We start from the raw sequence: 23,216 nt of genomic DNA on the forward strand, positions 1-23,216 counted from the left end.
CACCGCCATGACCCTCGTCAAAGCCGCCGCCGTACAAATCAGTCCCGTTCTTTACAGCCGTGAAGGCACCGTCAACAAAGTCGTGCAGAAGATCCTCGAACTCGGTGAGCAGGGTGTGCAGTTCGCCGTGTTTCCGGAAACCATCGTGCCGTACTACCCGTATTTCTCCTTTGTGCAGTCGCCGTTTGAAATGGGTTCTGAACACTACAAGCTGCTGGACCAGGCGGTTACTGTGCCGTCGGATGCTACCGACGCCATCGGTGCCGCCGCCAAGCAGGCCGGCATGGTCGTTTCCATCGGCGTCAATGAACGCGACGGCGGCACCCTGTACAACGCGCAGTTGCTGTTCGACGCCGACGGCACGCTGATCCAGCATCGCCGCAAGATTTCGCCGACTTACCATGAGCGGATGATCTGGGGCATGGGCGACGGTTCCGGCCTGCGTGCCACCGACAGTGCAGTAGGGCGCATCGGCCAACTGGCCTGCTGGGAACATTACAATCCGCTGGCCCGTTACGCCTTGATGGCCGATGGCGAACAGATCCATGCCTCGATGTACCCAGGCTCATTTGCCGGCCCGCTGTTTACCTCGCAAATGGAAGTCAACATTCGTCAGCACGCACTGGAAGCCGCCTGCTTCGTGGTCAACTCCACGGCCTGGCTCAATCCGGAGCAACAGGCACAAATCATGGCCGACACCGGTTGCCCGATCGAACCGATTTCCGGTGGTTGCTACACGGCGATCATCAGCCCGGACGGCGTGGTGCTGGGCGCGTTGACCGAAGGCGAGGGCGAGGTCATCGTCGACCTCGACATGGGCCTGATCGACAAGCGCAAGCGCATGATGGACTCGCGCGGGCACTACAGCCGCCCGGAACTGCTGAGCCTGCTGATCGACCGCACACCGCATTCCCATGTGCATGAGCGCAGTGCTCATCCGAAGCAGGTCGGAATCGAGGCAGCGGAGGAAACCGTTCGCTAGAACTCTGTAGGAGCGAGCTTGCTCGCGATGGACCTCAACGATAACGCTCGCATCTGGTTACACGCGGCGCCCTTGAGTCCATCGCGAGCAAGCTCGCTCCTACAGGTTTTGGTTTCACTGGCTGTTGCGACGCCAGAAGAATCGGGCCAGCAACGCATCGAGGCTGAACTTGCCTGGACCTGAGAACACCATTGGCACCAGGGCGGCGAGGTAGATGAGCGGCAGTTTGAAGTTGCCATAGCCTTTATTGGTGATCGAGTAGCCTTGGGCCAGATCGCTCAGGGTCGACCAATCGGCGGGCCAGTGGACGGCGGCAGTGGCGACGATGGTCACCACGATCAGGCTGATCGCCGAGAAACGTGTGGCCAACCCCACCAGCAAGGCGAGGGCACAGATCAATTCCACCCACATCGACAGTTCCCAGTTCAGTGTGGCCGGCAGGTGGTTGAACGGAAACAGGAAGCGGTCCTGGATATCGGCGAACCAGTTTTCGCCATTGAATTTTTCCAGGCCTGACTCGAAGAATTCCCAGGCGAGGAAAATCCGCAGAGTCAGTGGCGCGATCCAGTTGCCGGCGCGGTCCAGGTTCAGGTGCAGGCCTTTGACGGCGGATGAAATCGAAGTGCTCATGGACGTTGGTCTCCTTCAAGTCAGGGTGCCGGGCTACGCTGTGCCCGTTTAGCGCAAGGATCGGCTTGGCCAATCGACAGGCACATTTGACCAATCGGGTGTATCTGCGATGTGTCTCTGGCGCGGGGTTTTAAGTGCGTGGTGTGTCTGGGGCGGGGCTGTACACACTGTGATACGTAGCCATCCCAAGCCCTCACAAATCCCCTGTGGGAGCGTAATGCTGTTCAGTTAAGAGATAGGGCAAGCAGTAAACAACCGGTGGCGAGGGAGCTTGCTCCCGCTGGGGCGCGAAGCGGCCCCTTATCCTTGAAAAGAAGGGGACTGCTGCGCAGTCCAGCGGGCGCAAGCTCCCTCGCCACAGGTGCAATGTAGTCCTTAAGTGAACAGTATTCCCGAAGTGGATCACCGGTATGGTTGAGGTTGAGTACGGCTGGTGTGTGCTTAATTCGTCGAATTGGATCTTTCACCCGGTCTCGATCATTCGTATCGTCCGCGCTTTTGACGCGCTGCGTCAGGGCGGAGGGGAGTGGGATGAATTTCACATGGCGCAGGAAAACCGCCGAGTACAACGCTGCGCCGCCGGTGCCGGTGAGCCCGCCGGCAATCGCGGAGAAAGTGGATGACGCCCTGTTGACCCAACGCAAGGCCGAACTGCGCGACCGTGATTTCTTTCGTGGACTGGCGCAGCACTTGCTGACTTGCGGCAACTCGTTGTCGCCGGTGAGTGAATCTTTCTCGATGCTCAACCAGCGCCTCAAGCTCAACCACCAACGGGCCGAAACCGTGGCCCGGGCCGCCATCGACAACCGCGAACAAGTCAGTCACCTGCAAGAGCAATCGCGGGTCATGGCCGCCGGGCTCGATGCGCTGGAAGACGTGATCACCCATTTGGTCGGCCGCGCCAGCGAGATTGACCGCATCGTCGATTTGATCAGCGACATCGCCCGCAAGACCAACCTGTTGGCGCTCAACGCGGCCATTGAAGCGGCGCGCGCCGGGGACACCGGGCGCGGTTTTGCGGTGGTCGCCGGTGAAGTGCGGCTGCTGGCGGAAAAAACCGCCGAAGCGACTCGGGAAATCGTCAAGGAAACCTCGGCCATCCAGCAGGAAATCAGCCAGGCCAAACAGGCGATTTCGCAACAGAATCAGGTCTCCAACGCCTTCGGTGCGGTGATCGACAAAACCGCCGAGGCCATGGCCGGCATGTACGGCGAAGCACAGCAGATGCAACGTGAAATCGACCAGTCGCACCTGCTGTCCAACGTCGAACTGGCCAACCTGCAAGAGCTGACACTCAAGGTCACGGTGTACGACCGCCTGCTCAATCCCAAACCCCATTCACCGCTGACCCTGCCGGACGAAACCGAGTGCCTGTTCGGCCAGTGGTACTACGGCGAAGCGAGCCAGACACAACAGCGCGACGCCGATTTTCGGCGCATGGAAGTACCGCATCAGTTGGTGCATAGCAGCGGGCAGGCCGCACTTGAAGCGCACGCCCGAGGTGAGCTGGAAGAGGCGCTGAAGCAGGTCGCGCAGATGGAAGAGGCGAATGCCGCGGTCATGCGCACCGTCAAGGGATTGCTCCATTCGCGGTTGCAATCGACGGTCTGAGGCCTAATGCCCCGGGTCCATTCGGGGCAATAGCTAATGAGTCAGAGCGACAACGCCAGGATTCGGTTGCGCAAGTGCTCCAGCGTTTCATCGTTTAGCACCGTGGTCTGGTCCAGACCTTCTTTGGCCTGGAACAGGTTCATGGCGTCGCGGGTCTGTTTGCCGACAATGCCGTCGACCGTACCGGGAAACCAGCCCAGGTAGATCAGGTAGGTTTGCGCCATGCGAATCCGCAGGTCCGGCGTCCCGCCATAAGAGAACTTTTGATACGCGGCACTGAGGCGCAAGTCGTAATGGTTGATGGCGTAATTGGGGCCGTTGTAACGACGAGCGAAGTTTGCCCAATCCTTGGCCCGCAGCGCCGCCACCGAACCGCCGCCGATCAGCTCGCCTACGGTGCACAGCAGTTGTTCGTTCTCGGACACCACCATGCGCTTGACCATCGCCTCGACATCCACCGAACCCGTGGTGGCGAAATTGAAGCCCATCGTCTGGCCCAGCCCCCACGACGTACTTTGCAGCGCCGCGTTACGGTTCAGGCTAAGGGCCTGATTCAACCGATCATATTGGTGCGCCCCCGATGCGCCATAGTTGCCGGGCATCTTGCTGCTGATATCAGGGTGTTGCGCGTCAAACGTCTGGTGGGTCAAACGACTGAACACGTGACGCTCGTACAGGATTTTGGGGCGACGATCGGAAAAAAATCCGTTGCCTGAGGTTTCTACTGCCAGAACAGCCCAGAGTTGTGCAGCACTGACGTTGGCCAGGTCCAGGGCATTTTCCAGACCTTCATCATCAAGCGCTGCGCCATGGCTGGTGAATTCATCGCTCATGACGGCCTCCTTCGAACAGGAAACGCGGGGGGTACGGTTTAAGCGTAGGTGGGCCGGGCCTTTGCAGACGCTTTTGCGATCATCGGTGCAGGCCAGCGACCGCCCCGATGGCGGTCGCTATTGTCTTACTCAAGCGGCTTCGACAGCTTTGCCATAGACGGCGCAGGTGGCTGGGTGCTCGGCCAGCGAGACAAAGCGGCGGCTGCCGGCGTCCAGTGCATCGATCGAACCGGTCTCGATGTCGTAGACCCAGCCATGCAGGTTCAGCAGGCCTTTTTCCTGGGCCAGGCGCACGCTCGGGTGGGTCTGGATGTTGGCCAGTTGCGCGATGACATTTTCGCGAACCATGGAGCTGACTTTGGCTGCTTCATTGGCGTGGGTGCGTGATTCGTTGATGACTTTTGCCGACTCGGAATGTTGCAACCAGCCGGCGACGGCAGGCAGGTGATCCATGCATTTGCACTTGGCAACAGCGGTCATGGCACCACAATCGGAATGCCCGCAGATCACGATATCAGTCACGCCCAACACCGCGACGGCGTATTCGACCGTAGCCGAGACACCACCAGGATGGGGGCTGTAGGACGGCACGATGTTGCCGGCGTTACGGATCACGAACAGTTCACCGGGTTCTTGCTGGGTCAGCAGTTCCGGCACGACACGGCTGTCGGAGCAAGTGATGAACAGCGTACCGGGGTGTTGCGTGGTGGCCAGGTGTTTGAACAGATCGGTGCGTTGTGGAAATGCTTCTTTCTGGAACTTCAAAAAACCTTCGATGAGCGCTTTCATGGTGAGTCCTCTTGGTTGAGACGGGTTACTTGGGTGTGAAGCCATCTTCTGCCGATCAATCCATAGCGTCCAAGACCGATATACAATGCGGCGCATAAGTGCTGCCTATAGAAGGTGATCCCATGCTGCTGCGTCATCTGCGTTACTTGCTGGCCGTCGCCGACCACGGCGGCTTCACCCGTGCTGCCGAGGCGCTGCACGTGTCCCAGCCAACCCTGTCGCAACAGATCCGGCAACTGGAAGAAACCCTTGGCGTCAGCCTGTTCGACCGCACGTCGCGCACGATCAAACCGACCGATGCGGGAGAGGCCTACATCGAATGCGCCCGGCGGGTGCTGGTGGAACTGGCGGCAGGCAAGCGTGCGTTACATGACGTAAAGGATTTGTCCCGCGGTTCCTTGCGCCTGGCCATGACCCCGACCTTCATGGCGTATTTGGTGGGGCCGCTGGTGCGCGATTACGTGGCGCAGTTTCCGCACATCAATCTGCAGATTTTCGAGTTATCGATGGACGACATCGAAGCCGGGCTGGCGGACGATTCGCTGGATATCGCCATTGCCTTTGATCAGGTGAGAAGTGCCGACATCGAGTCAATCACCGTATTTACCGAAACGCTGGGGGTGATGGTCGGGCGCGACCACCCGTTTTACCAGCGTCAGGATGCGCTGACCGATGAAGAAGTGGCGCAGTTGGACTTTGCGCTGCTGACTTCGGACTTTGTCACTCGCACCCGCATTGATGAGTACTTTGCCCACGCGCAGATCACGCCCAAGGTGGCCATTGAGGTCAATTCGGTGAACACCTTGCTCGAAGTCATTCGGCACACCGCGATTGCCACGATCCTGCCGGAACCCATCGCCACCCAGGATCGAGCATTGCGCAAGATTCCGCTGGTGGGGGAAGCGCCCAGACGCGATGCGGCGCTGCTTCGGCGCAAAAACAACTATCACAGTGCGGCCTCGATGGCCTTTATGAATCTGGTGCTGGGAACGGTGAGTTAACACACCAAAAACCTGTGGGAGTGAGCCTGCTCGCGATGGCGGTTGCACAGCCAGCTTTTGTGTTATCCGAGGGGCCGCTATCGCGAGCAGGCTCGCTTCCACAAGGGGTGTACAGGCGCTGATCATTTCGTACCGTGAAATGCTGGATTGTAAAAGCTGGTCATTCCTCTATTTGGGAGTGGGGTGGAAGATGGCCCCGCATCGACGCGATGACCGCGTCGAACCCCATAAGATCCGGAGTATGTTATGTCCCAGCAAGCGATCAAACTTTATCGTCACCCGCTGTCCGGCCACTCCCATCGGGTCGAATTGATGTTGTCCCTGCTTGGCCTGCCTACCGAACTGGTATTCGTGGACCTGATGAAAGGCGCCCACAAAACCCCGGAATTTCTGGCCATCAATAGTTTTGGCCAAGTGCCTGTTATCGATGACAACGGAAAGATACTGGCCGATTCGAACGGCATTCTGGTTTACCTTGCCGCCAAGTATGGCGACGGCCAATGGCTGCCGAGCGATCCGTTAACCCAGGCAAAGGTCCAGCGCTGGCTGTCGGTGGCTGCGGGGCAGATCAATTCGGGGCCCGCCACTGCTCGACTGATCACTGTGTTTGGTGCCGGTTACAACGCTGAAGACGCGATCAGCAAGTCCCACGCCTTGCTCAAGGTCATGGAGCAAGAGTTGGCGCACAGCAAATTTCTGGCGGGCGACAAGCCGACTGTCGCCGATGTTGCGGCTTATACCTATGTGGCCCACGCACCCGAGGGCAATGTCGCACTGACTGACTATCCTCATGTCCGTGCCTGGCTGAACAGCATCGAAGCCTTGCCGAACTTCGTCGGCATGCAACGTACTGCAACAGGCCTGCAGCAAGCTTGATTCAACCCTTTTGGTGCTTGTCGCGGGCGTTTGCGGCAAGCGCCGTTGTTTCACCAAGACAGGGTCGCCCATGGATCGCTTTCAAGAGATGCAGATATTTATGGCGGTGGCCGAGGACGAAGGCTTTGCAGCTGCCGCCCGGCGTCTGAATATTTCGCCACCCAGCGTGACCCGTGCCATCGCTGCCATGGAGGAGCGAATCGGCACACAGCTGCTGTCGCGAACGACCCGCAGCCTGCACCTGACCGAAGCGGGGCAACGCTATCTGGAAGATTGCCGGCGAATCCTCAGTGAGATTGAGGAAGCGGAGGAAGCCGCCGCCGGTAGCTACTCAATACCCTGTGGGCATTTGACGGTGACGGCTTCGGTCCTGTTCGGAGAGTTGTACATCGCGCCGCTGCTGGCTGAATACCTGGACCAGTTTCCTTCCGTGCATGTCAACGCCTTGCTGGTCGACCGTGTGGTGAGCATGGCGGACGAAGGTATTGATGTGGCCATTCGCATCGGCCATTTGCTCGACAATAATCAGCACGCCATCAAGGTGGGGGAGGTACGGCAAGTCATCTGCGCCGCGCCCGCTTATTTTGAGCGGTACGGCAGGCCGCATCACCCCGGAGAGTTAAGTTCGGCCAACATTGTCATGTCTTCGGCCAGTCATCTGTTAAGCGATTGGCAGTTCATGAATGACGGCCATGCCTTGAGCTTTCGCTTTGACCCGCGTTTGGTAGTCAGTGCGAATCAGGCGGCTATCAATGTTGCCTGCCTGGGCTGGGGCATTACGCGGGTGTTGTCCTATCAGGTCGCCAGCCAGGTTGCGACCGGCGAACTGGAGGTAGTGCTCCAGGCCTATGAACCGCCCGCGCTGCCGATTCAGGTGGTGTACCAGAAGAGTAACCGTGTGCCGGCAAAGGTTCGCACTTTCGTGGATTTCCTTACTGAACGGCTGCGAAATAACGTCGCGCTCAAACCGATTGTGAAGGTCAGCACCTGATGGATCGCTACCACGAAATGGTGATGTTCGAAGCGCTGTCGGAGCGACCGAGTCTCGCGTCGGCGGCTCGTCGCCTTGATGTGTCCGGCCCGACGGTGGTGCGTGCCATTGCCCGGCTGGAGGCGCGTCTCGGTGTGACGCTATTGTTGCGCAGTACCCGAGGCGTGGTTCTGACCGAGGCCGGCGCAGCGTTCATGGCCGACTGTTCGCGCATCCTCAAGGGGATCGAAGAAGCCGAGGCGTCGGCGAAAGGCTTGCATGTCCAGGCGCATGGCAATCTGACCGTCCTGCTGCCGCTGCTGTTCAGCCGCCATGTCATGACACCCTTGCTCGTGGGTTATATGGATCTGTATCCCCAGGTCCGGTTATTCACGCACTACCACGATCGATTTCCGAACATGAATGAGGAGGGGCTGGACGTCGCGGTGCTGGTCGGTCACCTGCCCAGTTCATCATTGATTGCCCGGCCGGTTGGCCACGTACGATCAATCGTTTGCGCCAGTCCCGGTTATCTCGCCGGGCATGGCGAACCAGAGGTGCCAGAAGACCTTAAGCATCATCGATTAGTCGCCAACAAAGCCTATCGAGACAGGGTTCAGTGGGACTTTCAACGGCAGGGCGAGCCGACCAGCGTCAAGGTCCGTACGCGGCTCAGTTGCGCCACGGTGCAGGCGGCCATCGAGGCGGCGGCGCAGGGCGCCGGATTGACTCGCTGCCCGAGCTATCCGTTGTACGACTATTTGACCAGCGGGCGCTTGCTTCCGGTCTTGCGATCGTTTGAATTGCCGGCGCTGCCGGTGCATGTGGTTTATCGCGAAGGGCGCAAAGCCTCTATGCGGGTGCGCAGTTTTGTCGACTACATCGTCGATGGCCTGCGCCAGCACCCGGCCATGAACTGAACACGACGCTATGGAGCTGTCGCAGGCTGCGATCTTTTGATCTTCAAAAACAAGATCAAAAGATCGCAGCCTGCGGCAGCTCCTACAGTTGTTTGGCCATTTCAGCGGACGAAACAGTGGATTGTATTTTTTGGTGATTCTCTCGATGGCTGTCAGGGCAGAGCATGAGCCCCACGCAATCCTTCGATCATCACGCCTGACCACAGAGGTTCTTTTCCGATGAAACGCGTGCTCATGTTACTGGCCAACGGCGTCGAACCCTTGGAAATGGCGGCCTTCACCGACGTGCTTGGTTGGGCCGACTTACTCGGCGATCATCCGCTAGAGTTAGTCAACGCGGGCCTTCGCGCGCATATCGTCACAACGTTCGGGTTGTCCCTCAACCCCAGCCACTTGTTGAGCGAACTGGACCTGAATACCTTCGATGCCTTGGCGTTGCCCGGTGGTTTTGAACCGGCAGGGTTTTATGAAGAAGCCTTGAGCGAACCCTTCCTGGCGACCATCCGTCACTTTGTCGAAGCCGGCAAGCCGGTGGCCAGTGTCTGTGTGTCGTCGGTGTGCCTGGGTGCAGCCGGCGTGTTGCGAGACCGCAACGCAACGACCTATCACCAGGTGGGCGGCAAACGCAAAAACCAGTTGCTTGAGACCGGTGCCCGGTTTGTCGATCGGCCTGTGGTCGTCGATGGCCGCCTCATTACCTCCAGCGGGCCAGGCACCGCCACCGAAGTCGCGTTTGTATTGTTGGAGCAACTGACCAGCAGCGAAAACGCCGCCCATATTCGTAAAAAAATGCGCTTTGCGACACCAGATCGTGATTGGTACGAAACGCCACAAGTGCCCTAGAGGAGGTGAGCATGAATCAGTCGGACGAGTCGGGAGTATCGCCCTGGCATGCGGGTGAGCGGCGGTTGCAGGAGACCGTCGGAGTTGTGGAACAGATGGAGAGAAACGGGCGCAGGGTCGTGCGCGATTACATGCCGGATCAGCATCGATTGTTCTACAGCCAGTTGCCTTATCTGTTGTTAGGTGCCGTCGATGAACAGGGCCTTCCCTGGGCGACGATGCTGGAAGGGCCGCCGGGCTTTGTCCATTCCCCTGATCCGAAGGTGTTGCAACTTGAGCGCCTGCCCGCCGACGGTGACCCGGTCAAAGCGGCACTGCAAAAAGGCGCCGCCGTGGGACTGCTGGGCATCGACCTGAAGACCCGAAGGCGCAACCGTATGAACGGCCACATCAGCACCGCCACTTCCGGCGGTTTTTCCGTTTCTGTGGTGCACGCTTTCGGCAACTGCCCGCAGTACATCCAGTTGCGTAGCGTCGAACCGGTCAGCCTGGGACAGTCCTCGACGAGCGTTGAAGTCGAACGCTTCAACGAGCTCGACGAGGCCGCGCAGGCGACGATCAACCAGGCCGATACCTTCTTCATCACAAGCTACGTTGACCTGGACGGCGACCCGGCAAAACGCTCGGTGGATGTCTCGCACCGTGGCGGCAATGCGGGGTTCGTTCGGCTCGAAGGCAACGTGCTGACGATTCCAGATTTCGCCGGCAACCTGCATTTCAATACCTTGGGCAACCTGCTGCTCAATCCCCTGGCCGGATTGCTGTTCGTCGACTTTGCATCAGGCGATATGCTGCAAGTCGCCGGGCGTACCGAGATCATTCTCGACGGCCCGGAAATCGCCGCGTTCCAGGGTGCCGAGCGACTGTGGACGTTGACGGTGGAACACGTCGTTCGACGCAAAGCCGCGTTGGCCTTGCGTTGGCAGTTCGAAGGTTTTTCACCCAATAGCCTGTTGACCGGCAGCTGGCAGCAAGCCGAGGGTCGCTTGCAGGCCGACGCCTTGCGCGATCAATGGCGACAACTGCGGGTGACGCGCATTGTTGACGAAAGCAGCACCATTCGCTCCTTCTATTTTGAACCCGATGACGGCGCGGGGTTGCCGCGATACGAGGCGGGCCAGCACTTGCCTGTGCGGTTTTGCCTGAGCGAAGGGCAGACCCCGCTGGTCAGGACTTACAGCCTGTCGAGCGCACCTTCGGACAGTTTTTTCCGCATCAGCGTCAAACGCGACGGGCGCGTGTCATCGCATTTGCATGATCGTATCCAGGTGGGCGATCTCATTGAGGCTCGCGCACCTCAGGGGCGCTTCACTGTGCAAGCCGATGAGCGTCGACCGCTGGTGCTGTTGGCTGCCGGGGTCGGGGTGACACCGATGCTTTCGATGCTGCGCGAGGTAATTTATGAAGGGGAACGTATACGCCGCACGCGTCCCACCTGGTTTATTCAGAGTGCACGCAGCCTGGCCGAGCTAGGGTTTCGTGACGAGTTATATGAACTCGCGACCCGCGCCAAAGATAAAATTCGCGCGCTGCGCCTGCTCAGTCAGCCGGAAGATCAGGCTCGCGAAGGCGAGGATTTCGAAGTGGCGGGACGCGTGGACATAGCACTGCTCAAATCGTTGCTGCCCCTGGACGATTACGATTTTTACCTGTGCGGGCCCGGTGCATTTACCCAGGCGTTGTACGACGGCTTGCGCGAATTGCGCATCGGTGATGATCGTATTCATGCGGAGACCTTCGGTCCTTCGACCCTGGTGCGTCTACGCGATCATCTGACCCCAGACGTTGAGCAGGTGCCGGCAGCGAGCAGTTCGGTGAAAGTGCTGTTTGCAACTTCGGCCAAAGAAGCACGTTGGGAGCCTGGCGGCGGCAGTTTGCTGGAACTGGCTGAAAGCCGTGGCCTCAACCCGGAGTTCAGCTGTCGGGGCGGATCGTGTGGCACCTGTCGCACCCGACTGGTCAGCGGCCAGGTGCACTATCTGAATCTGCCTGCCGAAATGCCGGCAGCAGGCGAAGTGCTGATTTGCTGTGCAGTGCCGGCGCAAGCCGGGGAGGGCGATGCGCCACTGGTGCTGGACTTGTGACTGCGATCAATTGCTGCAACCGGTGCCGATCACGCTGTATTCCAGAACATGGGTATCACCGTGAGAATCGCGGTAAGTCATTTGCACGGGTGTCGGGCCGCAGACATCGGCAGTCGGGGAAATGCTGAGCACTTGAGCGACGTCCAGGTGCATGCCGTATGCGAAAGAAACAGCGTCCGGCGTCACCACATTTTGCTGGGCATAAGCCGACAGCGAGGCGGTCAACGACAGGGCCAGCAGCAGAATTTTTTTCATGGGGAATCCTCCATCGAGAATGGTTGAGTGCTTGAAATCAGTTCAAAGAAGTTTTGGAACAGGCCCGCAGAATTGCGGGCCTTATCACACAGTCACTTGCACACTTAGAAAGGGCGCAGGGGCAGGAACTTGCCGTCGAGGGTGATCACGGCACGGTGACCGCCTTCTGGATCTTCGACCTTCTTCATGTCGAGCTTGAAGTTGATCGCGCTGATGATGCCGTCGCCGAACTGCTCATGAACCAGGGCTTTCAACGTGGTGCCGTAGATCTGGATCATTTCGTAGAAGCGGTAAATGGTCGGATCAGTCGGGACACCCGAGAGGCTGCCGCGCAGCGGGATGATTTGCAGACGAGCGACCGAGTCGGCGTCCAGATCGAGTTTTTCGCCAATCACTTTAGCGGCGCTTTCCGGCAGCGGATGCTGACCGAGCAGGGCGGCGGTGACATACGCCAGACCGAGGCCAGTGCCGTCAGTCAGGTCCTGCCAGGACAGGTTCTTGCGTGCTTTCGCGTCCAGGATTTCAGTGGTCAGGGCCAGACTGGCATCGTTATAAGCGTGGGACTGTTGCATGGTGTATCTCCTATCGAGGTTGCCGGTTAGTTGCTTGGTGTGAAGCAATCTTCTGCCGATTGATCGATAGCGTCCAAGACCGATAAACAATGCTGCGTATAAGCAGTGCCTATACATGGTGGAGGGTTTATTCAGCAGAAAAAAAGGCAAATCAAAAAGATCGTCCGAACGCGGCCCAAGCCTTCGGACGATCTTTTGATCTTGCCCCGCGCTGTTGGGGTTACAGACCCAGCTCGGACAAGCCTGGATGATCGTCAGGGCGACGTCCCAGCGGCCAGCGGAATTTGCGTTCTGACTCTTGGATCGGCATGTCGTTGAGGCATGCAAAGCGGTGCGCCATCAGGCCATTGTCAGCGAACTCCCAGTTCTCGTTGCCATAGGTACGGAACCAGTTGCCCGAGTCATCATGCCATTCATAGGCATAACGCACGGCGATGCGGTTTTCGGTGAAAGCCCAAAGCTCTTTGATCAGTCGATAATCCAGCTCTTTGTGCCATTTTCGCGTCAGGAATGCCTGGGCTTCTGCCCGGTTGACGGCGAACTCGACCCGATTGCGCCATCGGGTGTCGGGGGTATAAGCCAGCGCAACTTTTTCCGCGTTTCGAGTGTTCCAGCCGTCTTCAGCCAGCCGGACTTTGAGGATTGCCGTCTCACGGGTGAAAGGAGGGAGCGGGGGACGCGATTCAGAGTCAGCCATGCTAAATACTCCGGTTGAATTATCCGTCAGGGATCGGATTTACATCGTTTGAGCCAGCGCGCAGAAGATAAATTGTAGTGCAGTTGCCAGTACGCGCGGCTGAATCGCAAGGGCGGTGAGCGAGTAGAAAATCAGCACATGGTGGTTGCCTGTATCGCACTGTATCTGCCGCGTCGCCAGCCAACTTCGCTTACAAAACCTCGGTGGGCTCGACACGTGCGAGACACACGGCGGCCTTGAAATGGCGTCACCGCACAACGGCCCCGTATTCGGCCCTGGCTGTGCACTCTCTGGAGAAAAACAATGCCCCGTTTCAACACCCGCAATACTAAAGGCATGCTGGGCGCTGCCCTTGCTGCTGCCGTGGCACTCGCCACATTCGCGAGCGTGACACACGCTCAAGAAGTGAACTCGTCCGCCGAACCGGCACACGAGGCACCTGCGGCCAAAAGCTGGCAAACGGGACTCCATCGTACCGATCTGGTGCGCCGGGACCTCGGCGTCTCCGACCGTGAAGTCATCCAGGTGCGTGTCGACTTCGAGCCCGGTGTCGCAGCACCCAGGCACTCCCATCCTGGGGTGGAAGTGGCCTACGTGATCAGCGGGACGTTCGAATACCAACTCGACGGTCAACCCGCAGTCACACTCAAAACGGGCGACTCCCTGTACATCCCGGCCGGCACGCCGCACATCGCGACAAACGTCGGCACCACCACGGGCTCGGAGCTGGCGACTTACATCGTGCAGAAAGACAAGCCGCTGGTGGTTCTGGAAAAATAGGCGATGTTTTATTGCGGCGGTGTGGCCTTGTAGCTTGGCAGCGCCTGAATCCTTTCCCACCAGTCGCCGAAACCTTCGATGGCGAAGACTTGCTGTGCATCCGGAGTCATCGACATGTAAGCGCATCCCGGTGCCAGGTAAAGGTCACCAATGCTTAGCGCCTGGCCAGCAATAAATGGATCGTTGCCTTTGATTTTCATCAGCTCGCGTAGCACCAGTTTCGACTTCTCGATGCCTTGGCGGCGGGAGTCCTCGTTCTGTCCACCAATGAAGTCGGGGAACAGGTGGTAACCAAAGACCGAGACTAGTGAGCCATAGCCATAGGAGTCGTAAATCCCTTGTGCCATGCGCGATCGGGCACGGTCGCGGGCATTGTCTGGCGTCAGTGAAGTTCCGGGCAGGACTTCATCCAGGTAGGCGGTGATCGCGCCGGTTTCGATCACTCTGAATCCGTCGTGATCGATTACCGGGACCTTGCCGAAGGCATGACGTGCGAGGTGTTCCGGCAGATGCGGTTCACCTTTCATCACATTGACCTGGACCTGGTCAAAGTCGGCAGCTTTTTCCACAAGCAGCATCTTCACCGTGCGCACATACGCACTGCCATCAAAACCGTAGAGAGTGAGGCTCATGTCGATTGCTCCATCATAGAAGGACGTGATCGGGAGGCTGACGTTTCAGTGGCTGGCTAAGGGCTGCAAGATAGGCCCGCAGCCGTTTGACGCTGTCATGACCGCGATTGCTGATGACGTATCCCTGGGCGAGCCCATTCAATTTAGACCAATACGCCAACGTGTGAATGGGCGCGAACGCGCCGGTGGTCGTCATCATCCGGGAGGCTTACGGCATTGTTTCACCCCACACAATTAAGCCATGACATCCGTGCTCATTCTCCAATCCCGGTTTCATAGCGAGACTGATGGCATCAGCAATGCGCGGTTTTGATAGCTCGCAGACTCGCGCGCACCTTATGTCTGCCTTCACCAGAGAATTGAAATGACCTACGACTTCGATCTGTTTGTTATCGGTGCCGGCTCCGGCGGCGTGCGCGCGGCGCGATTTGCTGCCGGGTTTGGCGCCAAGGTAGCGGTTGCCGAAAGCCGCTACCTCGGCGGCACCTGCGTCAATGTCGGCTGTGTGCCGAAAAAGCTCTTGGTCTACGGCGCTCATTTTGCCGACGACTTCGAACAGGCCGAGGGTTTTGGCTGGACGGCCGGCAAGGCGCAGTTCGATTGGGCAACGCTGATCGCCAACAAAAACCGCGAGATCGAACGCCTCAACGGTATTTATCGCAACCTGCTGCTCAATAGCGGCGTCACCTTGCTCGAAGGTCACGCGCAGCTGACCGATGCCCACCATGTGCAAATCAATGGTCAGCGTTTCAGCGCCGAACGCATCTTGCTTGCAACGGGCGGTTGGCCACAGATTCCGGACATCCCGGGTCGTGAGCACGCGATCACCTCGAACGAAGCGTTCTTTCTGGCGCAACTGCCCAAGCGGGTATTGGTGGTGGGCGGTGGCTACATTGCTGTCGAGTTCGCCGGGATCTTCAACGGTTTGGGGGCCGAAACGCGGCTGTTGTATCGCGGCGACTTGTTCCTGCGCGGCTTCGACCAGTCGGTGCGCACGCATCTGGCCGAGGAACTGACCAAACGCGGCCTGCAACTGGAGTTCAACACGGACATCGCCAGGATCGATAAACAGGCAGATGGCAGCCTGCTGGCGACGCTCAAGGATGGCCGGCAACTGGAAGCCGACAGCATTTTCTACGCCACGGGCCGGCGGCCAATGCTCGACAACCTGGGGCTGGAAAATACCCGCGTCGAGCTGAATGAGGCGGGCTACATTGCCGTCAACGAACATTTCGAGACTCGCGAACCGTCGATCCTGGCGCTGGGCGATGTGATCGGCAGGGTGCAGTTGACTCCGGTAGCAACGGCAGAAGGGATGGCGGTTGCCCGTCGCCTGTTCAAACCCGAGCAGTATCGTCCAGTGGACTACCGGCATATTCCGACCGCAGTGTTCAGCCAGCCCAACATCGGCACCGTGGGTCTGACCCAGGAGCAGGCAGTGGAACAAGGCCATGACGTGGTGGTGTTCGAGAGCCGCTTCCGCCCGATGAAACTGACCCTCACCGAGTCGTCGGAGCAGACCTTGATGAAGCTGGTGGTGGATGCGCAGACCGACAGGGTCCTGGGGGCGCATATGGTCGGCCCGGATGCCGGCGACATCATTCAAGGGTTGGCGATTGCCCTCAAGGCTGGCGCCACCAAGCGCCTGTTCGATGAAACCATAGGCGTGCACCCGACGTCGGCGGAAGAGTTCGTGACCCTGCGCACGCCGGTGAGCGGCTGATGACGGTGGGCGGCTTTTCCTATACATTTTCCGGCCGCCCATTGCATGGTGAAACCGCTTCATGTCTCTTGCGCTCGAATGTCTAGTCGCTGGCACGCCGATCCCTTTCGCCGGTAATCGTGTCACTGTGGTCAGCCCCGAACTGGCGGCACGCTTTCAGCCCGGGGACCACCTGTTGGTGGAACAGGTCAGCGGCGAGTTGTTGTTGATCCCGGTGGCTGACCAGCAAGCGGCAGCCGTGGCAATTGAACGTGCCGAAGCGGCATTTACCGCGATGTCAGCGGTGTCGGATCAGGCGATCAGCACCTTCTTCGATGTGTTTGCCCAACGTCTGGAAACCCCGGACTGCTGGGCGTTGATCGAAGCGGCGAACCAGGCTGATATCGAACGGGCCAAGGCTCGCGGTCGTTCGACTACGCGTTTGCTGGCCGATGAGCGCATGCGCCGCGACATGGTTGCCGGCTTGCGCGCCTGGCGCGACGCCTCCGCCACGCGCGGCAAAGTCGTCAGCTGTGTCGAACACGACGGCTGGAAAGTCGAGCAAGTGGTATCGCCGTTGGGCATCGTTGCGTTTGTCTTCGAAGGTCGGCCGAATGTCTTCGCCGATGCCGCCGGTGTATTGCGCACGGGCAACACGGCTGTATTGCGCATTGGCAGCGACGCGTTGGGCACCGCCCAGGCTATCGTGACACACGCACTGAATCCGGCATTGGCCGATGCCGGGTTGCCGACCGGCGCGGTGTCGTTGGTGGAAAGCGTCAACCACGCCGCCGGTTGGGCGATGTTCGCCGATCGACGTCTGTCGCTGGCGGTGGCCCGTGGTTCGGGTCGCGCCGTCAGCCAACTCGGCAGCATCGCACAACAAGCCGGCACCGCCGTCAGCCTGCACGGCACCGGTGGTGCCTGGCTGATCGCCCACGCTGACGCCGATGCCACGCGTTTTGCCGCCGTGGTGCGCAACTCCCTCGACCGCAAAGTCTGCAACACCCTGAACGTCTGCTTGATCCACCGCGACCGCGCTGCCGAACTGGTGCCGCTGTTTCTCGACGCTTTGCAGCAGGCCGGCAAGGCACGGGGCCAGGGCTGCAAGTTGCACATCGTCGAGGGCAGCGAGTCGTTCCTGCCGGCAGATTGGCAATCTGCGACCGTTGAGGTCTATCGCGCCGAAGGCTACCAGACCGAAGCATTGGCGGAGCCACTGCCGGAAGCTCAACTGGGCCGCGAGTGGGAGTGGGAAGAGACCCCGGAAGTCAGCCTGAATATCGTCGACGACCTGGACAGCGCCATCGCTTTGTTCAACCGCTACAGCCCGCAATTCACGGTGTCGCTGCTCAGTGAAGATGCGCAGACTCAGGAGCGTTTCTACAACGCGGTCAACGCGCCTTTTGTCGGTAACGGGATCACCCGTTGGGTCGACGGCCAGTACGCACTCAATAAACCGGAACTGGGCCTGTCGAACTGGGAGAGCGGGCGCCTGTTTGCGCGTAGCGCGATTCTCTCGGGAGATGGTGTATTCACCATCCGTAGTCGCATGACCCAAACCGATCTGGGCGTTAAACGCTGAAAAACCTGTAGGAGCGAGCAGGCTCGCTCCTACAAAGGGTATGTAGTATCTGGAAAGTCAGGCATAAAAAAGGGCCTGCTCCTTATTGGGAGCAGGCCCTTTTTATAGGTGAGTCAGTAATGACGCATTTAATTAGTAGAACCGGTCAATCACCCGAACTTCGTTCTGGTTCTGCATCGAGTCCCAGGCCTGTTTCAGCGTTTGCAGAACATTACCGATGAAGTCCTTGTCGGCTGCGGCTTTCTTGCCGACGTAGCCATGGCCGCGACGGTACATCTTCAGCCGGGCCAGCAGGTTCTGGTTGTTCTGGTCAAATTCCGATTCGTGGGCATGTGGCGCCAGGCAGTCGATATGAACCTGGCCCGACTTGCTGATCCACAGGATATGGCTGTCATGGCTGTCTTTTTGCGCAGCGAACATACGAGCCAGTTCTTCGATAGTTGGTTGATTGTTCAGATTCATGATAAAGCCCCCTTGACCATTTGGTGATCTTTCAAAGTTGATTCGCTAATACAAGTAGCCCATCGGTTAGTTGATCCCTGGCACCGAAACCAGGACGTCAGCAGTCGTTCGCCGTCATCGGCGGGGTCCCGCATCTGTTGCATGTAGTCGTGTTGAATAACTGCTACGCAATAGCGTCACAACGAAGAGAAGCAGCGATAACCTTCAGGCCACTGCCGACGTTTTCAGGGTCGGCCACAAGCTTCATGAGGATGGATCGCTAGCGCTTCTGGTCCTTGTACTGGACGTTCTGGCCAGGTCAGCTTCTTCAATCTGCCTTGTGGGCAGCGTGTATCCGGAAAAAACAGCTCGGCGGTCAGACGAGCTTGCTCAAGCGTGTTGCGTGTACTCCCGATCGGGGAGACGTCTGCATCATGCAAGGGCAAATCGAAGGCGTCAACGGTTTTGTAGTGATTATTTTCAGGCACTACATATTGTCGGACAAAGCTGATTTGGCATTAGGAAAGGGGGACCGCGCTGTCTTAGAGATCGCCAGGATCGTAGCCTGCGGCAGCTCCTACAGGATGGGTGTAGGAGCTGCCGAAGTCTGCGATCTTTTAAAGCGGTAGACCGTGCACGGAAAACCGCCGATTGACAGGTTGTGCTGGGTGAAGTCATCGCCCGATAGTTCAGGGATTACGGCAGCCCAGAACAACCGTGCCGGTTGATTCGCCTCGATATGGAAAATTTGCCATTGACCGCGGAACTGGCTCAAGAGGGTGGAAACCACAAACTTCGCGACACCCTGGCCACGAAAGCGTCTGCTGACAAACAGGTAGCCAATGTTGTGCTGGGCGCCGGGTAGATGGGTTTCAGCATCAACGGTTACGAAACCGGCCAGTTCTCCGTCTACCCTGATCAGAAACGGCCGGGTTGCGGGCGCTCGCCAGTATTCCGTGAGTGGCACGATGTTGAAAAAACCATGTTCACCCAGGTTCAGTGGCAACCACTCGCTGAAGTCATAGGTGTAGAACTGCATCAGGCATTCAATGGTTTCCAGGTCGTCGCGCTGTGCAGGGTGCAATTCTATCGAGGGCATGCTGGCTGCTTCCTGATGGCCTGGTCAGTCAAGAATAGTTCGAACGACAAATGACTTGTGGCGAGGGCGCTTGCTCCCGCTGGATGGTGCAGCAGTTGGGGATAAGGGGGCCGCTTCGCGCCCCAGCGGGAGCAAGCTCCCTCGCCACAGGGGTGGTGTTACCTTCACGCCTTGATCGTCGGTTTTGCCGTGCGCTTACCGCCAGTCGATGGTTTGCGTTTGGCTGGCTTGCGTTTGTTTTTCCACGGCGTGGTGCCACGACCGGCAGGGCTTGCCGGGCCGCTGATGGTCAGGCTCAGGCCGGCGCAACGGCTGACTTGTTTACTCATCCACGCGGCTTGTTTGGTGACGAATTCTTCCAGGCTCATTTCCCCGCTCTGAACCATGTCCAGCGCCTGCTCCCAGATGGCTGTAGTGCCCGGATCGGCAATCGCGCGCGGGACCGCATCGATCAAGCTGAAAGCGGCCGGGGTGGCGGCCAGTGCCTTGCCGTTCTTGATCAGGTAACCTCGATCGAGCAGGCCCTGGATGATCGAGGCACGGGTGGCTTCAGTACCAATGCCGGTGGTGTCCTTGAGCTTTTGTTTGAGCAGCGGATCGTCCACCAGTTTGGCAACGTTCTTCATTGCCTTGATCAGATCGCCCTCGGTGAAGGGTTTTGGCGGTTGCGTCCAGAGGTCTTTGAGCAGCACGTCAGCCACGGCGCAATCCATTCCTTCCCTGAGGTTCGGCAGGGTTTGCGGGGCCGGGGCTTCGCGGCCCTTGGCCGGGGCAAGCGCTTCGGGCAACGCACGTTTCCAGCCCGGCTCGATGATCTGCTTGCCGACGGCGCGCAAGGCTTCACCGGCGCAATCGAAATCGGCCTGGGTGCGGTCGTATTCGTGATTGGGCAGGAACTGCGCCAGATACCGCGCGCGGATCAGGGTGTACACCGCGCGCTGCTTGCCGACCAATCGATCGAGGTTTTTCGCCGCAGCGGTAGGAATGATGCCGTGGTGCGCACTGACCTTGGCATCGTTCCAGGCCCGTGAGCGGCGTTGGGGTTCCAGGTGATCGTGCAAGGCGTTCAGCGCCGGATCGGCCTGGCGCAACGCTGCGAGAATACCCGGCGCTTCGCTGTGCTGGCTGACAGGCAGGTAGCCGCAGTCACTGCGCGGGTAGGTGATGACTTTATGGGTTTCGTAGAGGGCTTGGGCGATGTCGAGGGTTTCCTGGGCGCCGAGCCCGAGCTTCTTCGAGCAGACTTCCTGCAAGGTGCCCAGGTCAAACGGCAGCGGCGCCACTTCGCGCATGCGTTCGGTGCGCAATTTGATCACCCTGGCGCTCGCCGCACCCGCCATTGCCGCCGCTGCTTGTCCGGCCAGCGCCTGATTCAGGCAGCGATCCTGGTCGTCGCACACGTCGGAGGCCGCTCGCCAATGGGCGGTGAACGCGGTGCGGTCGTGCAGCAGTTGCACATCGATGGCCCAATAGGCGACCGGGACGAAGTCGGCGATGCTACGGTCGCGATCCACCACCAGCCGCAGGGTCGGCGTTTGCACGCGACCGACTGGCAATACGCCCTGATACCCGGATTGACGCCCCAGCAGGGTGAAGAGACGGCTCATGTTCATGCCGATCAGCCAATCGGCCCGGGAACGACCCAGTGCCGAATGGTACAGGCTGAAGGTTTCGGCTCCCGGCTTGAGTGCGGCAAGGGCCTTGCGGATGGAGGCATCGTCCAGCGCCGACAGCCACAAGCGGCGGATTGGCCCGCGATAACGGCAATGCTCCACCAGTTCTCGGGCAATCATCTCGCCTTCACGGTCGGCGTCGGTTGCGATGACCAGCTCATCGGCCTCGCCGAGCAGTCGTTTGACCGCTTTGTACTGGCTGGCCGTGCGTGGTTTGACGGTCATTTTCCATTTGTCCGGGATGATCGGCAGATCTGCCAGCACCCAACGCTTGTAGCGCGCGTCATACGCATCTGGAGGCGCGGTTTCCAGCAGGTGGCCGATGCACCAGGTCACCGTGACGTCCGTACCCAGCCAACAGCCATCGCCGCGTCGTTTGGCGCCGAGCACGGCCGCAATGTCTTTGGCCTGGGAAGGTTTTTCACAGAGGTACAGCCGCATAACCACCATCGTCAATCAGTGTCCGGAAGGTGCACAGAATGGCCGGTGATGCGCGCGGGGGCAATCTTTATCTGTATGGATGTACAGCTTTGTGTGTCGAGGCGCGCAAGGCAATGATGCGTTGCGCAAAGGGGCCTCCGTTCGGCTGCGCAGCAGTCGCGAATACGGAACATGGGTTATACCTGAATAGACCACTGCGGCCATCAGCATCATGAGGAACGTTTTCCATGACAAAAAGCTCCGGTCCCCCCCAAGTCATCACCATCGCGGAGCAGCCCGGCTGCCTGCTAATCAAATTTCACGGCATCCAGGTGGCTGCGTCCGCACGGGCGCTAGTGTTGCTGGAGGCCAATTACCCGCCGGTTTATTACGTCCCACGCGAGGACATCGACGAGCAGTATTTTGCGCGCACCGATCACACCAGTTATTGCCCTTACAAGGGCGATGCGAGCTACTTCAGCCTGCAAGTACCGGGGCACGAGGGTGCCAATGCGGTATGGAGCTATGAAAGTCCGAAGATATCGGTGGATCAGATCCGCGGCTATATGGCGTTCTACCCTGATCAAGTCAAGTTTGAGCTACTCGATGCGGAAGTCTGAAGATCCTGCTCCAGACAGCCCCAATCACCTCTGGGTGTTGGGGCTTTTTTAATCAGCGAAGCCCTTGTACCAGCGTGCTTTCATCAATCTGGTTGATTGATGTCACCCCGGTCAAGGTCATGGCCACGCGCATTTCCCTGGCGAAAATATCCAGCATGTTTTCCACCCCGCGTTGACCGTCGGCAGCCAATGCGTAGGCCATGGAGCGCCCCAGCAATACGCCTTTTGCCCCCAGCGCCAACATGCGCACCACGTCCAGCCCCGAGCGGATACCCGAATCGACCAGCACCGTCAGGTCATTGCCGATCGCTTGCATGATCGGCGGCAACGCCTTGGTGGTGGAGAGCACGCCGTCCAGTTGCCTGCCGCCGTGGTTCGACACGACAATCCCGTCCGCGCCAAAACTGACCGCGTCCTTGGCATCCTGGGGGTCGAGGATGCCTTTGATGATCATCGGGCCTTGCCAGAAGTCACGAATCCACTCCAGATCGCTCCAACTGATTGACGGGTCGAAGTTGTTGGCGAGCCAGCCCATGTAGTCTTCGAGCGTGACCGCTTTACCCAGGTACTTCGAAATGTTCCCGAGATCGTGCGGACGCCCCATGACCCCGACGTTGAAGGCCCAGTCGGGCCGGGTCATGGCCTGCAGAATTCGCCGCGATGACGCGAAGGGCCCGGACATACCCGAGTGAGCATCCCGGTATCGGGCACCCGGTGTGGGCATGTCGACGGTAAACACCAGGTTCTTGACCCCGGCGGCTTTTGCGCGCTCCAGGGCATTTTTCATGAAGCCGCGGTCCTTCAACACATACAGCTGGAACCAGATCGATTGTTCGCTTTGCGCCGAGACCTCCTCGATCGAACACACCGACACCGTTGAAAGGCACAACGGAATGCCTTTGTTTTGCGCCGCTCTGACCGCTTGCACTTCACCGCGACGGGCGAACATGCCCGTCAGTCCTACCGGCGCCAGGATGATCGGCATCGAGAGTCTTTGATCGAAGAGGGTGGTTTCCAGACTCAAGGTTTCGACGTTTTTCAAAATGCGTTGGCGCAGGCTGATGCCCGTGAGGTCGGCGCTGTTGGCCCTCAGCGTATGTTCTGCATAAGCGCCGCCATCGATGTAGTCGAACAGGAAACGCGGAAGTTTGCGACGTGCTGCCTCGCGATAGTCGGATGCAGAAGAAATGATCATGCGGTG

Annotated in this window: 23 protein-coding genes and 1 pseudogene; 13 read left to right on the forward strand and 11 right to left on the reverse strand. The window is 59.1% G+C overall.

Annotated elements, in window-relative coordinates; translation table 11 throughout:
- Positions 1 to 7: 7 nt before the first annotated feature.
- Positions 8 to 982, forward strand: coding sequence for a nitrilase-related carbon-nitrogen hydrolase (locus KUF73_RS17270; RefSeq protein WP_218439266.1), 975 nt, complete (start codon positions 8 to 10; stop codon positions 980 to 982).
- A gap of 114 nt (positions 983 to 1,096) precedes the next feature.
- On the opposite strand, the gene KUF73_RS17275 is transcribed toward KUF73_RS17270, so the two are convergent.
- The gene (locus KUF73_RS17275; protein WP_218439267.1) at positions 1,097 to 1,612 is read right to left on the reverse strand and encodes a DoxX family protein; all 516 of its coding nucleotides are present in this window, start codon (positions 1,610 to 1,612) and stop codon (positions 1,097 to 1,099) included.
- 738 nt (positions 1,613 to 2,350) lie between these two features.
- Between KUF73_RS17275 and KUF73_RS31790 the strand changes: the two are divergent.
- A pseudogene (locus KUF73_RS31790) lies at positions 2,351 to 2,800 on the forward strand (methyl-accepting chemotaxis protein); the annotation flags it as partial.
- A 36-nt stretch (positions 2,801 to 2,836) separates the two neighbouring features.
- Positions 2,837 to 3,223 (forward strand): CZB domain-containing protein, encoded by a 387-nt coding sequence (locus KUF73_RS31795; protein WP_256345660.1) that lies wholly within the window; start codon positions 2,837 to 2,839, stop codon positions 3,221 to 3,223.
- A 41-nt stretch (positions 3,224 to 3,264) separates the two neighbouring features.
- On the opposite strand, the gene KUF73_RS17285 is transcribed toward KUF73_RS31795, so the two are convergent.
- Positions 3,265 to 4,056 (reverse strand): N-acetylmuramidase domain-containing protein, encoded by a 792-nt coding sequence (locus KUF73_RS17285; RefSeq protein ID WP_218439269.1) that lies wholly within the window; start codon positions 4,054 to 4,056, stop codon positions 3,265 to 3,267.
- 129 nt (positions 4,057 to 4,185) lie between these two features.
- Positions 4,186 to 4,845: a carbonic anhydrase gene (locus KUF73_RS17290; RefSeq protein ID WP_218439270.1), complete on the reverse strand. Its 660-nt coding sequence runs from the start codon at positions 4,843 to 4,845 to the stop codon at positions 4,186 to 4,188.
- A 122-nt stretch (positions 4,846 to 4,967) separates the two neighbouring features.
- Between KUF73_RS17290 and cynR the strand changes: the two genes are divergently transcribed.
- The 6 genes from cynR (at position 4,968) to KUF73_RS17320 (ending at position 11,539) form a co-directional block, all read left to right on the forward strand.
- Positions 4,968 to 5,846: a transcriptional regulator CynR gene (gene cynR / locus KUF73_RS17295; protein WP_218439271.1), complete on the forward strand. Its 879-nt coding sequence runs from the start codon at positions 4,968 to 4,970 to the stop codon at positions 5,844 to 5,846.
- Positions 5,847 to 6,092: 246 nt separating this feature from the next.
- Complete coding sequence (locus tag KUF73_RS17300; RefSeq protein ID WP_218439272.1) at positions 6,093 to 6,722, forward strand: glutathione S-transferase family protein; 630 nt, start codon at positions 6,093 to 6,095, stop codon at positions 6,720 to 6,722.
- Between the two features lie 70 nt (positions 6,723 to 6,792).
- The gene (locus KUF73_RS17305) at positions 6,793 to 7,713 is read left to right on the forward strand and encodes a LysR family transcriptional regulator (RefSeq protein WP_218439273.1); all 921 of its coding nucleotides are present in this window, start codon (positions 6,793 to 6,795) and stop codon (positions 7,711 to 7,713) included.
- Entirely contained in the window at positions 7,713 to 8,612 is a 900-nt protein-coding gene (locus tag KUF73_RS17310; RefSeq protein WP_218439274.1) for a LysR family transcriptional regulator, read from the forward strand. Before KUF73_RS17305 ends, KUF73_RS17310 begins: the two co-directional genes overlap by 1 nt.
- A 219-nt stretch (positions 8,613 to 8,831) precedes the next feature.
- The gene (locus tag KUF73_RS17315) at positions 8,832 to 9,455 is read left to right on the forward strand and encodes a DJ-1/PfpI family protein (RefSeq protein WP_218439275.1); all 624 of its coding nucleotides are present in this window, start codon (positions 8,832 to 8,834) and stop codon (positions 9,453 to 9,455) included.
- An 11-nt stretch (positions 9,456 to 9,466) separates the two neighbouring features.
- Positions 9,467 to 11,539 carry a pyridoxamine 5'-phosphate oxidase family protein gene (locus KUF73_RS17320; RefSeq protein WP_218439276.1) on the forward strand — a complete coding sequence of 691 codons (2,073 nt, stop codon included), beginning with the start codon at positions 9,467 to 9,469 and terminating at the stop codon, positions 11,537 to 11,539.
- A 6-nt stretch (positions 11,540 to 11,545) separates the two neighbouring features.
- Here KUF73_RS17320 and KUF73_RS17325 read toward each other — a convergent pair whose 3' ends face one another.
- The 3 genes from KUF73_RS17325 to KUF73_RS17335 form a co-directional block, all read right to left on the reverse strand.
- Positions 11,546 to 11,794 (reverse strand): DUF2790 domain-containing protein, encoded by a 249-nt coding sequence (locus KUF73_RS17325; RefSeq protein ID WP_218439277.1) that lies wholly within the window; start codon positions 11,792 to 11,794, stop codon positions 11,546 to 11,548.
- Between the two features lie 104 nt (positions 11,795 to 11,898).
- Positions 11,899 to 12,366 (reverse strand): cyanase, encoded by a 468-nt coding sequence (cynS, locus tag KUF73_RS17330; protein ID WP_218439278.1) that lies wholly within the window; start codon positions 12,364 to 12,366, stop codon positions 11,899 to 11,901.
- 220 nt (positions 12,367 to 12,586) lie between these two features.
- Positions 12,587 to 13,063 (reverse strand): nuclear transport factor 2 family protein, encoded by a 477-nt coding sequence (locus tag KUF73_RS17335; RefSeq protein ID WP_218439279.1) that lies wholly within the window; start codon positions 13,061 to 13,063, stop codon positions 12,587 to 12,589.
- Positions 13,064 to 13,366: 303 nt separating this feature from the next.
- On the opposite strand from KUF73_RS17335, the gene KUF73_RS17340 reads away from it, so the two are divergent.
- Positions 13,367 to 13,843: a cupin domain-containing protein gene (locus KUF73_RS17340; protein ID WP_218439280.1), complete on the forward strand. Its 477-nt coding sequence runs from the start codon at positions 13,367 to 13,369 to the stop codon at positions 13,841 to 13,843.
- Between the two features lie 8 nt (positions 13,844 to 13,851).
- Here KUF73_RS17340 and KUF73_RS17345 read toward each other — a convergent pair whose 3' ends face one another.
- On the reverse strand, positions 13,852 to 14,475 hold the full coding sequence (locus KUF73_RS17345) for a glutathione S-transferase family protein (protein WP_218439281.1): 624 nt from the start codon (positions 14,473 to 14,475) through the stop codon (positions 13,852 to 13,854).
- Between the two features lie 364 nt (positions 14,476 to 14,839).
- On the opposite strand from KUF73_RS17345, the gene gorA reads away from it, so the two are divergent.
- Both gorA and KUF73_RS17355 read left to right on the forward strand, forming a co-directional pair.
- Positions 14,840 to 16,198: a glutathione-disulfide reductase gene (gene gorA, locus KUF73_RS17350; protein WP_218439282.1), complete on the forward strand. Its 1,359-nt coding sequence runs from the start codon at positions 14,840 to 14,842 to the stop codon at positions 16,196 to 16,198.
- Between the two features lie 61 nt (positions 16,199 to 16,259).
- Complete coding sequence (locus KUF73_RS17355) at positions 16,260 to 17,762, forward strand: aldehyde dehydrogenase family protein (protein WP_218439283.1); 1,503 nt, start codon at positions 16,260 to 16,262, stop codon at positions 17,760 to 17,762.
- A 132-nt stretch (positions 17,763 to 17,894) separates the two neighbouring features.
- Here KUF73_RS17355 and KUF73_RS17360 read toward each other — a convergent pair whose 3' ends face one another.
- The 3 genes from KUF73_RS17360 to KUF73_RS17370 all read right to left on the reverse strand — a co-directional run bounded on the left by KUF73_RS17360 (position 17,895) and on the right by KUF73_RS17370 (position 21,416).
- Positions 17,895 to 18,224, reverse strand: coding sequence for a hypothetical protein (locus KUF73_RS17360; protein ID WP_218439284.1), 330 nt, complete (start codon positions 18,222 to 18,224; stop codon positions 17,895 to 17,897).
- Positions 18,225 to 18,780: 556 nt separating this feature from the next.
- Positions 18,781 to 19,302 (reverse strand): GNAT family N-acetyltransferase, encoded by a 522-nt coding sequence (locus KUF73_RS17365; protein WP_218439285.1) that lies wholly within the window; start codon positions 19,300 to 19,302, stop codon positions 18,781 to 18,783.
- 164 nt (positions 19,303 to 19,466) lie between these two features.
- Complete coding sequence (locus KUF73_RS17370) at positions 19,467 to 21,416, reverse strand: DNA topoisomerase III (protein ID WP_218439286.1); 1,950 nt, start codon at positions 21,414 to 21,416, stop codon at positions 19,467 to 19,469.
- A 227-nt stretch (positions 21,417 to 21,643) separates the two neighbouring features.
- Between KUF73_RS17370 and KUF73_RS17375 the strand changes: the two genes are divergently transcribed.
- Positions 21,644 to 22,015, forward strand: coding sequence for a DUF427 domain-containing protein (locus tag KUF73_RS17375; protein WP_218439287.1), 372 nt, complete (start codon positions 21,644 to 21,646; stop codon positions 22,013 to 22,015).
- Positions 22,016 to 22,067: 52 nt separating this feature from the next.
- On the opposite strand, the gene lldD is transcribed toward KUF73_RS17375, so the two are convergent.
- On the reverse strand, positions 22,068 to 23,210 hold the full coding sequence (lldD, locus tag KUF73_RS17380) for an FMN-dependent L-lactate dehydrogenase LldD (RefSeq protein WP_218439288.1): 1,143 nt from the start codon (positions 23,208 to 23,210) through the stop codon (positions 22,068 to 22,070).
- Positions 23,211 to 23,216 lie beyond the last annotated feature (6 nt).

It is taken from the genome of Pseudomonas sp. PD9R, assembly GCF_019200975.1.
Lineage (GTDB): Bacteria > Pseudomonadota > Gammaproteobacteria > Pseudomonadales > Pseudomonadaceae > Aquipseudomonas.

Bases quoted from the DNA above. Each gene is read 5' to 3' on its own strand.
- KUF73_RS17335 (WP_218439279.1), bottom strand. From the start codon at position 13,063: ATGGCTGACTCTGAATCGCGTCCCCCGCTCCCTCCTTTCACCCGTGAG.
- KUF73_RS17315 (WP_218439275.1), top strand. From the start codon at position 8,832: ATGAAACGCGTGCTCATGTTACTGGCCAACGGCGTCGAACCCTTGGAA.
- KUF73_RS17270 (WP_218439266.1), top strand. From the start codon at position 8: ATGACCCTCGTCAAAGCCGCCGCCGTACAAATCAGTCCCGTTCTTTAC.
- KUF73_RS17325 (WP_218439277.1), bottom strand. From the start codon at position 11,794: ATGAAAAAAATTCTGCTGCTGGCCCTGTCGTTGACCGCCTCGCTGTCG.
- KUF73_RS17275 (WP_218439267.1), bottom strand. From the start codon at position 1,612: ATGAGCACTTCGATTTCATCCGCCGTCAAAGGCCTGCACCTGAACCTG.
- KUF73_RS17375 (WP_218439287.1), top strand. From the start codon at position 21,644: ATGACAAAAAGCTCCGGTCCCCCCCAAGTCATCACCATCGCGGAGCAG.
- cynR (WP_218439271.1), top strand. From the start codon at position 4,968: ATGCTGCTGCGTCATCTGCGTTACTTGCTGGCCGTCGCCGACCACGGC.
- lldD (WP_218439288.1), bottom strand. From the start codon at position 23,210: ATGATCATTTCTTCTGCATCCGACTATCGCGAGGCAGCACGTCGCAAA.
- KUF73_RS17370 (WP_218439286.1), bottom strand. From the start codon at position 21,416: ATGCGGCTGTACCTCTGTGAAAAACCTTCCCAGGCCAAAGACATTGCG.
- KUF73_RS17360 (WP_218439284.1), bottom strand. From the start codon at position 18,224: ATGAATCTGAACAATCAACCAACTATCGAAGAACTGGCTCGTATGTTC.
- KUF73_RS17320 (WP_218439276.1), top strand. From the start codon at position 9,467: ATGAATCAGTCGGACGAGTCGGGAGTATCGCCCTGGCATGCGGGTGAG.
- KUF73_RS17345 (WP_218439281.1), bottom strand. From the start codon at position 14,475: ATGAGCCTCACTCTCTACGGTTTTGATGGCAGTGCGTATGTGCGCACG.
- KUF73_RS31795 (WP_256345660.1), top strand. From the start codon at position 2,837: ATGCAACGTGAAATCGACCAGTCGCACCTGCTGTCCAACGTCGAACTG.
- KUF73_RS17290 (WP_218439270.1), bottom strand. From the start codon at position 4,845: ATGAAAGCGCTCATCGAAGGTTTTTTGAAGTTCCAGAAAGAAGCATTT.
- KUF73_RS17365 (WP_218439285.1), bottom strand. From the start codon at position 19,302: ATGCCCTCGATAGAATTGCACCCTGCACAGCGCGACGACCTGGAAACC.
- gorA (WP_218439282.1), top strand. From the start codon at position 14,840: ATGACCTACGACTTCGATCTGTTTGTTATCGGTGCCGGCTCCGGCGGC.
- cynS (WP_218439278.1), bottom strand. From the start codon at position 12,366: ATGCAACAGTCCCACGCTTATAACGATGCCAGTCTGGCCCTGACCACT.
- KUF73_RS17285 (WP_218439269.1), bottom strand. From the start codon at position 4,056: ATGAGCGATGAATTCACCAGCCATGGCGCAGCGCTTGATGATGAAGGT.
- KUF73_RS17300 (WP_218439272.1), top strand. From the start codon at position 6,093: ATGTCCCAGCAAGCGATCAAACTTTATCGTCACCCGCTGTCCGGCCAC.
- KUF73_RS17305 (WP_218439273.1), top strand. From the start codon at position 6,793: ATGGATCGCTTTCAAGAGATGCAGATATTTATGGCGGTGGCCGAGGAC.
- KUF73_RS17340 (WP_218439280.1), top strand. From the start codon at position 13,367: ATGCCCCGTTTCAACACCCGCAATACTAAAGGCATGCTGGGCGCTGCC.
- KUF73_RS17355 (WP_218439283.1), top strand. From the start codon at position 16,260: ATGTCTCTTGCGCTCGAATGTCTAGTCGCTGGCACGCCGATCCCTTTC.
- KUF73_RS17310 (WP_218439274.1), top strand. From the start codon at position 7,713: ATGGATCGCTACCACGAAATGGTGATGTTCGAAGCGCTGTCGGAGCGA.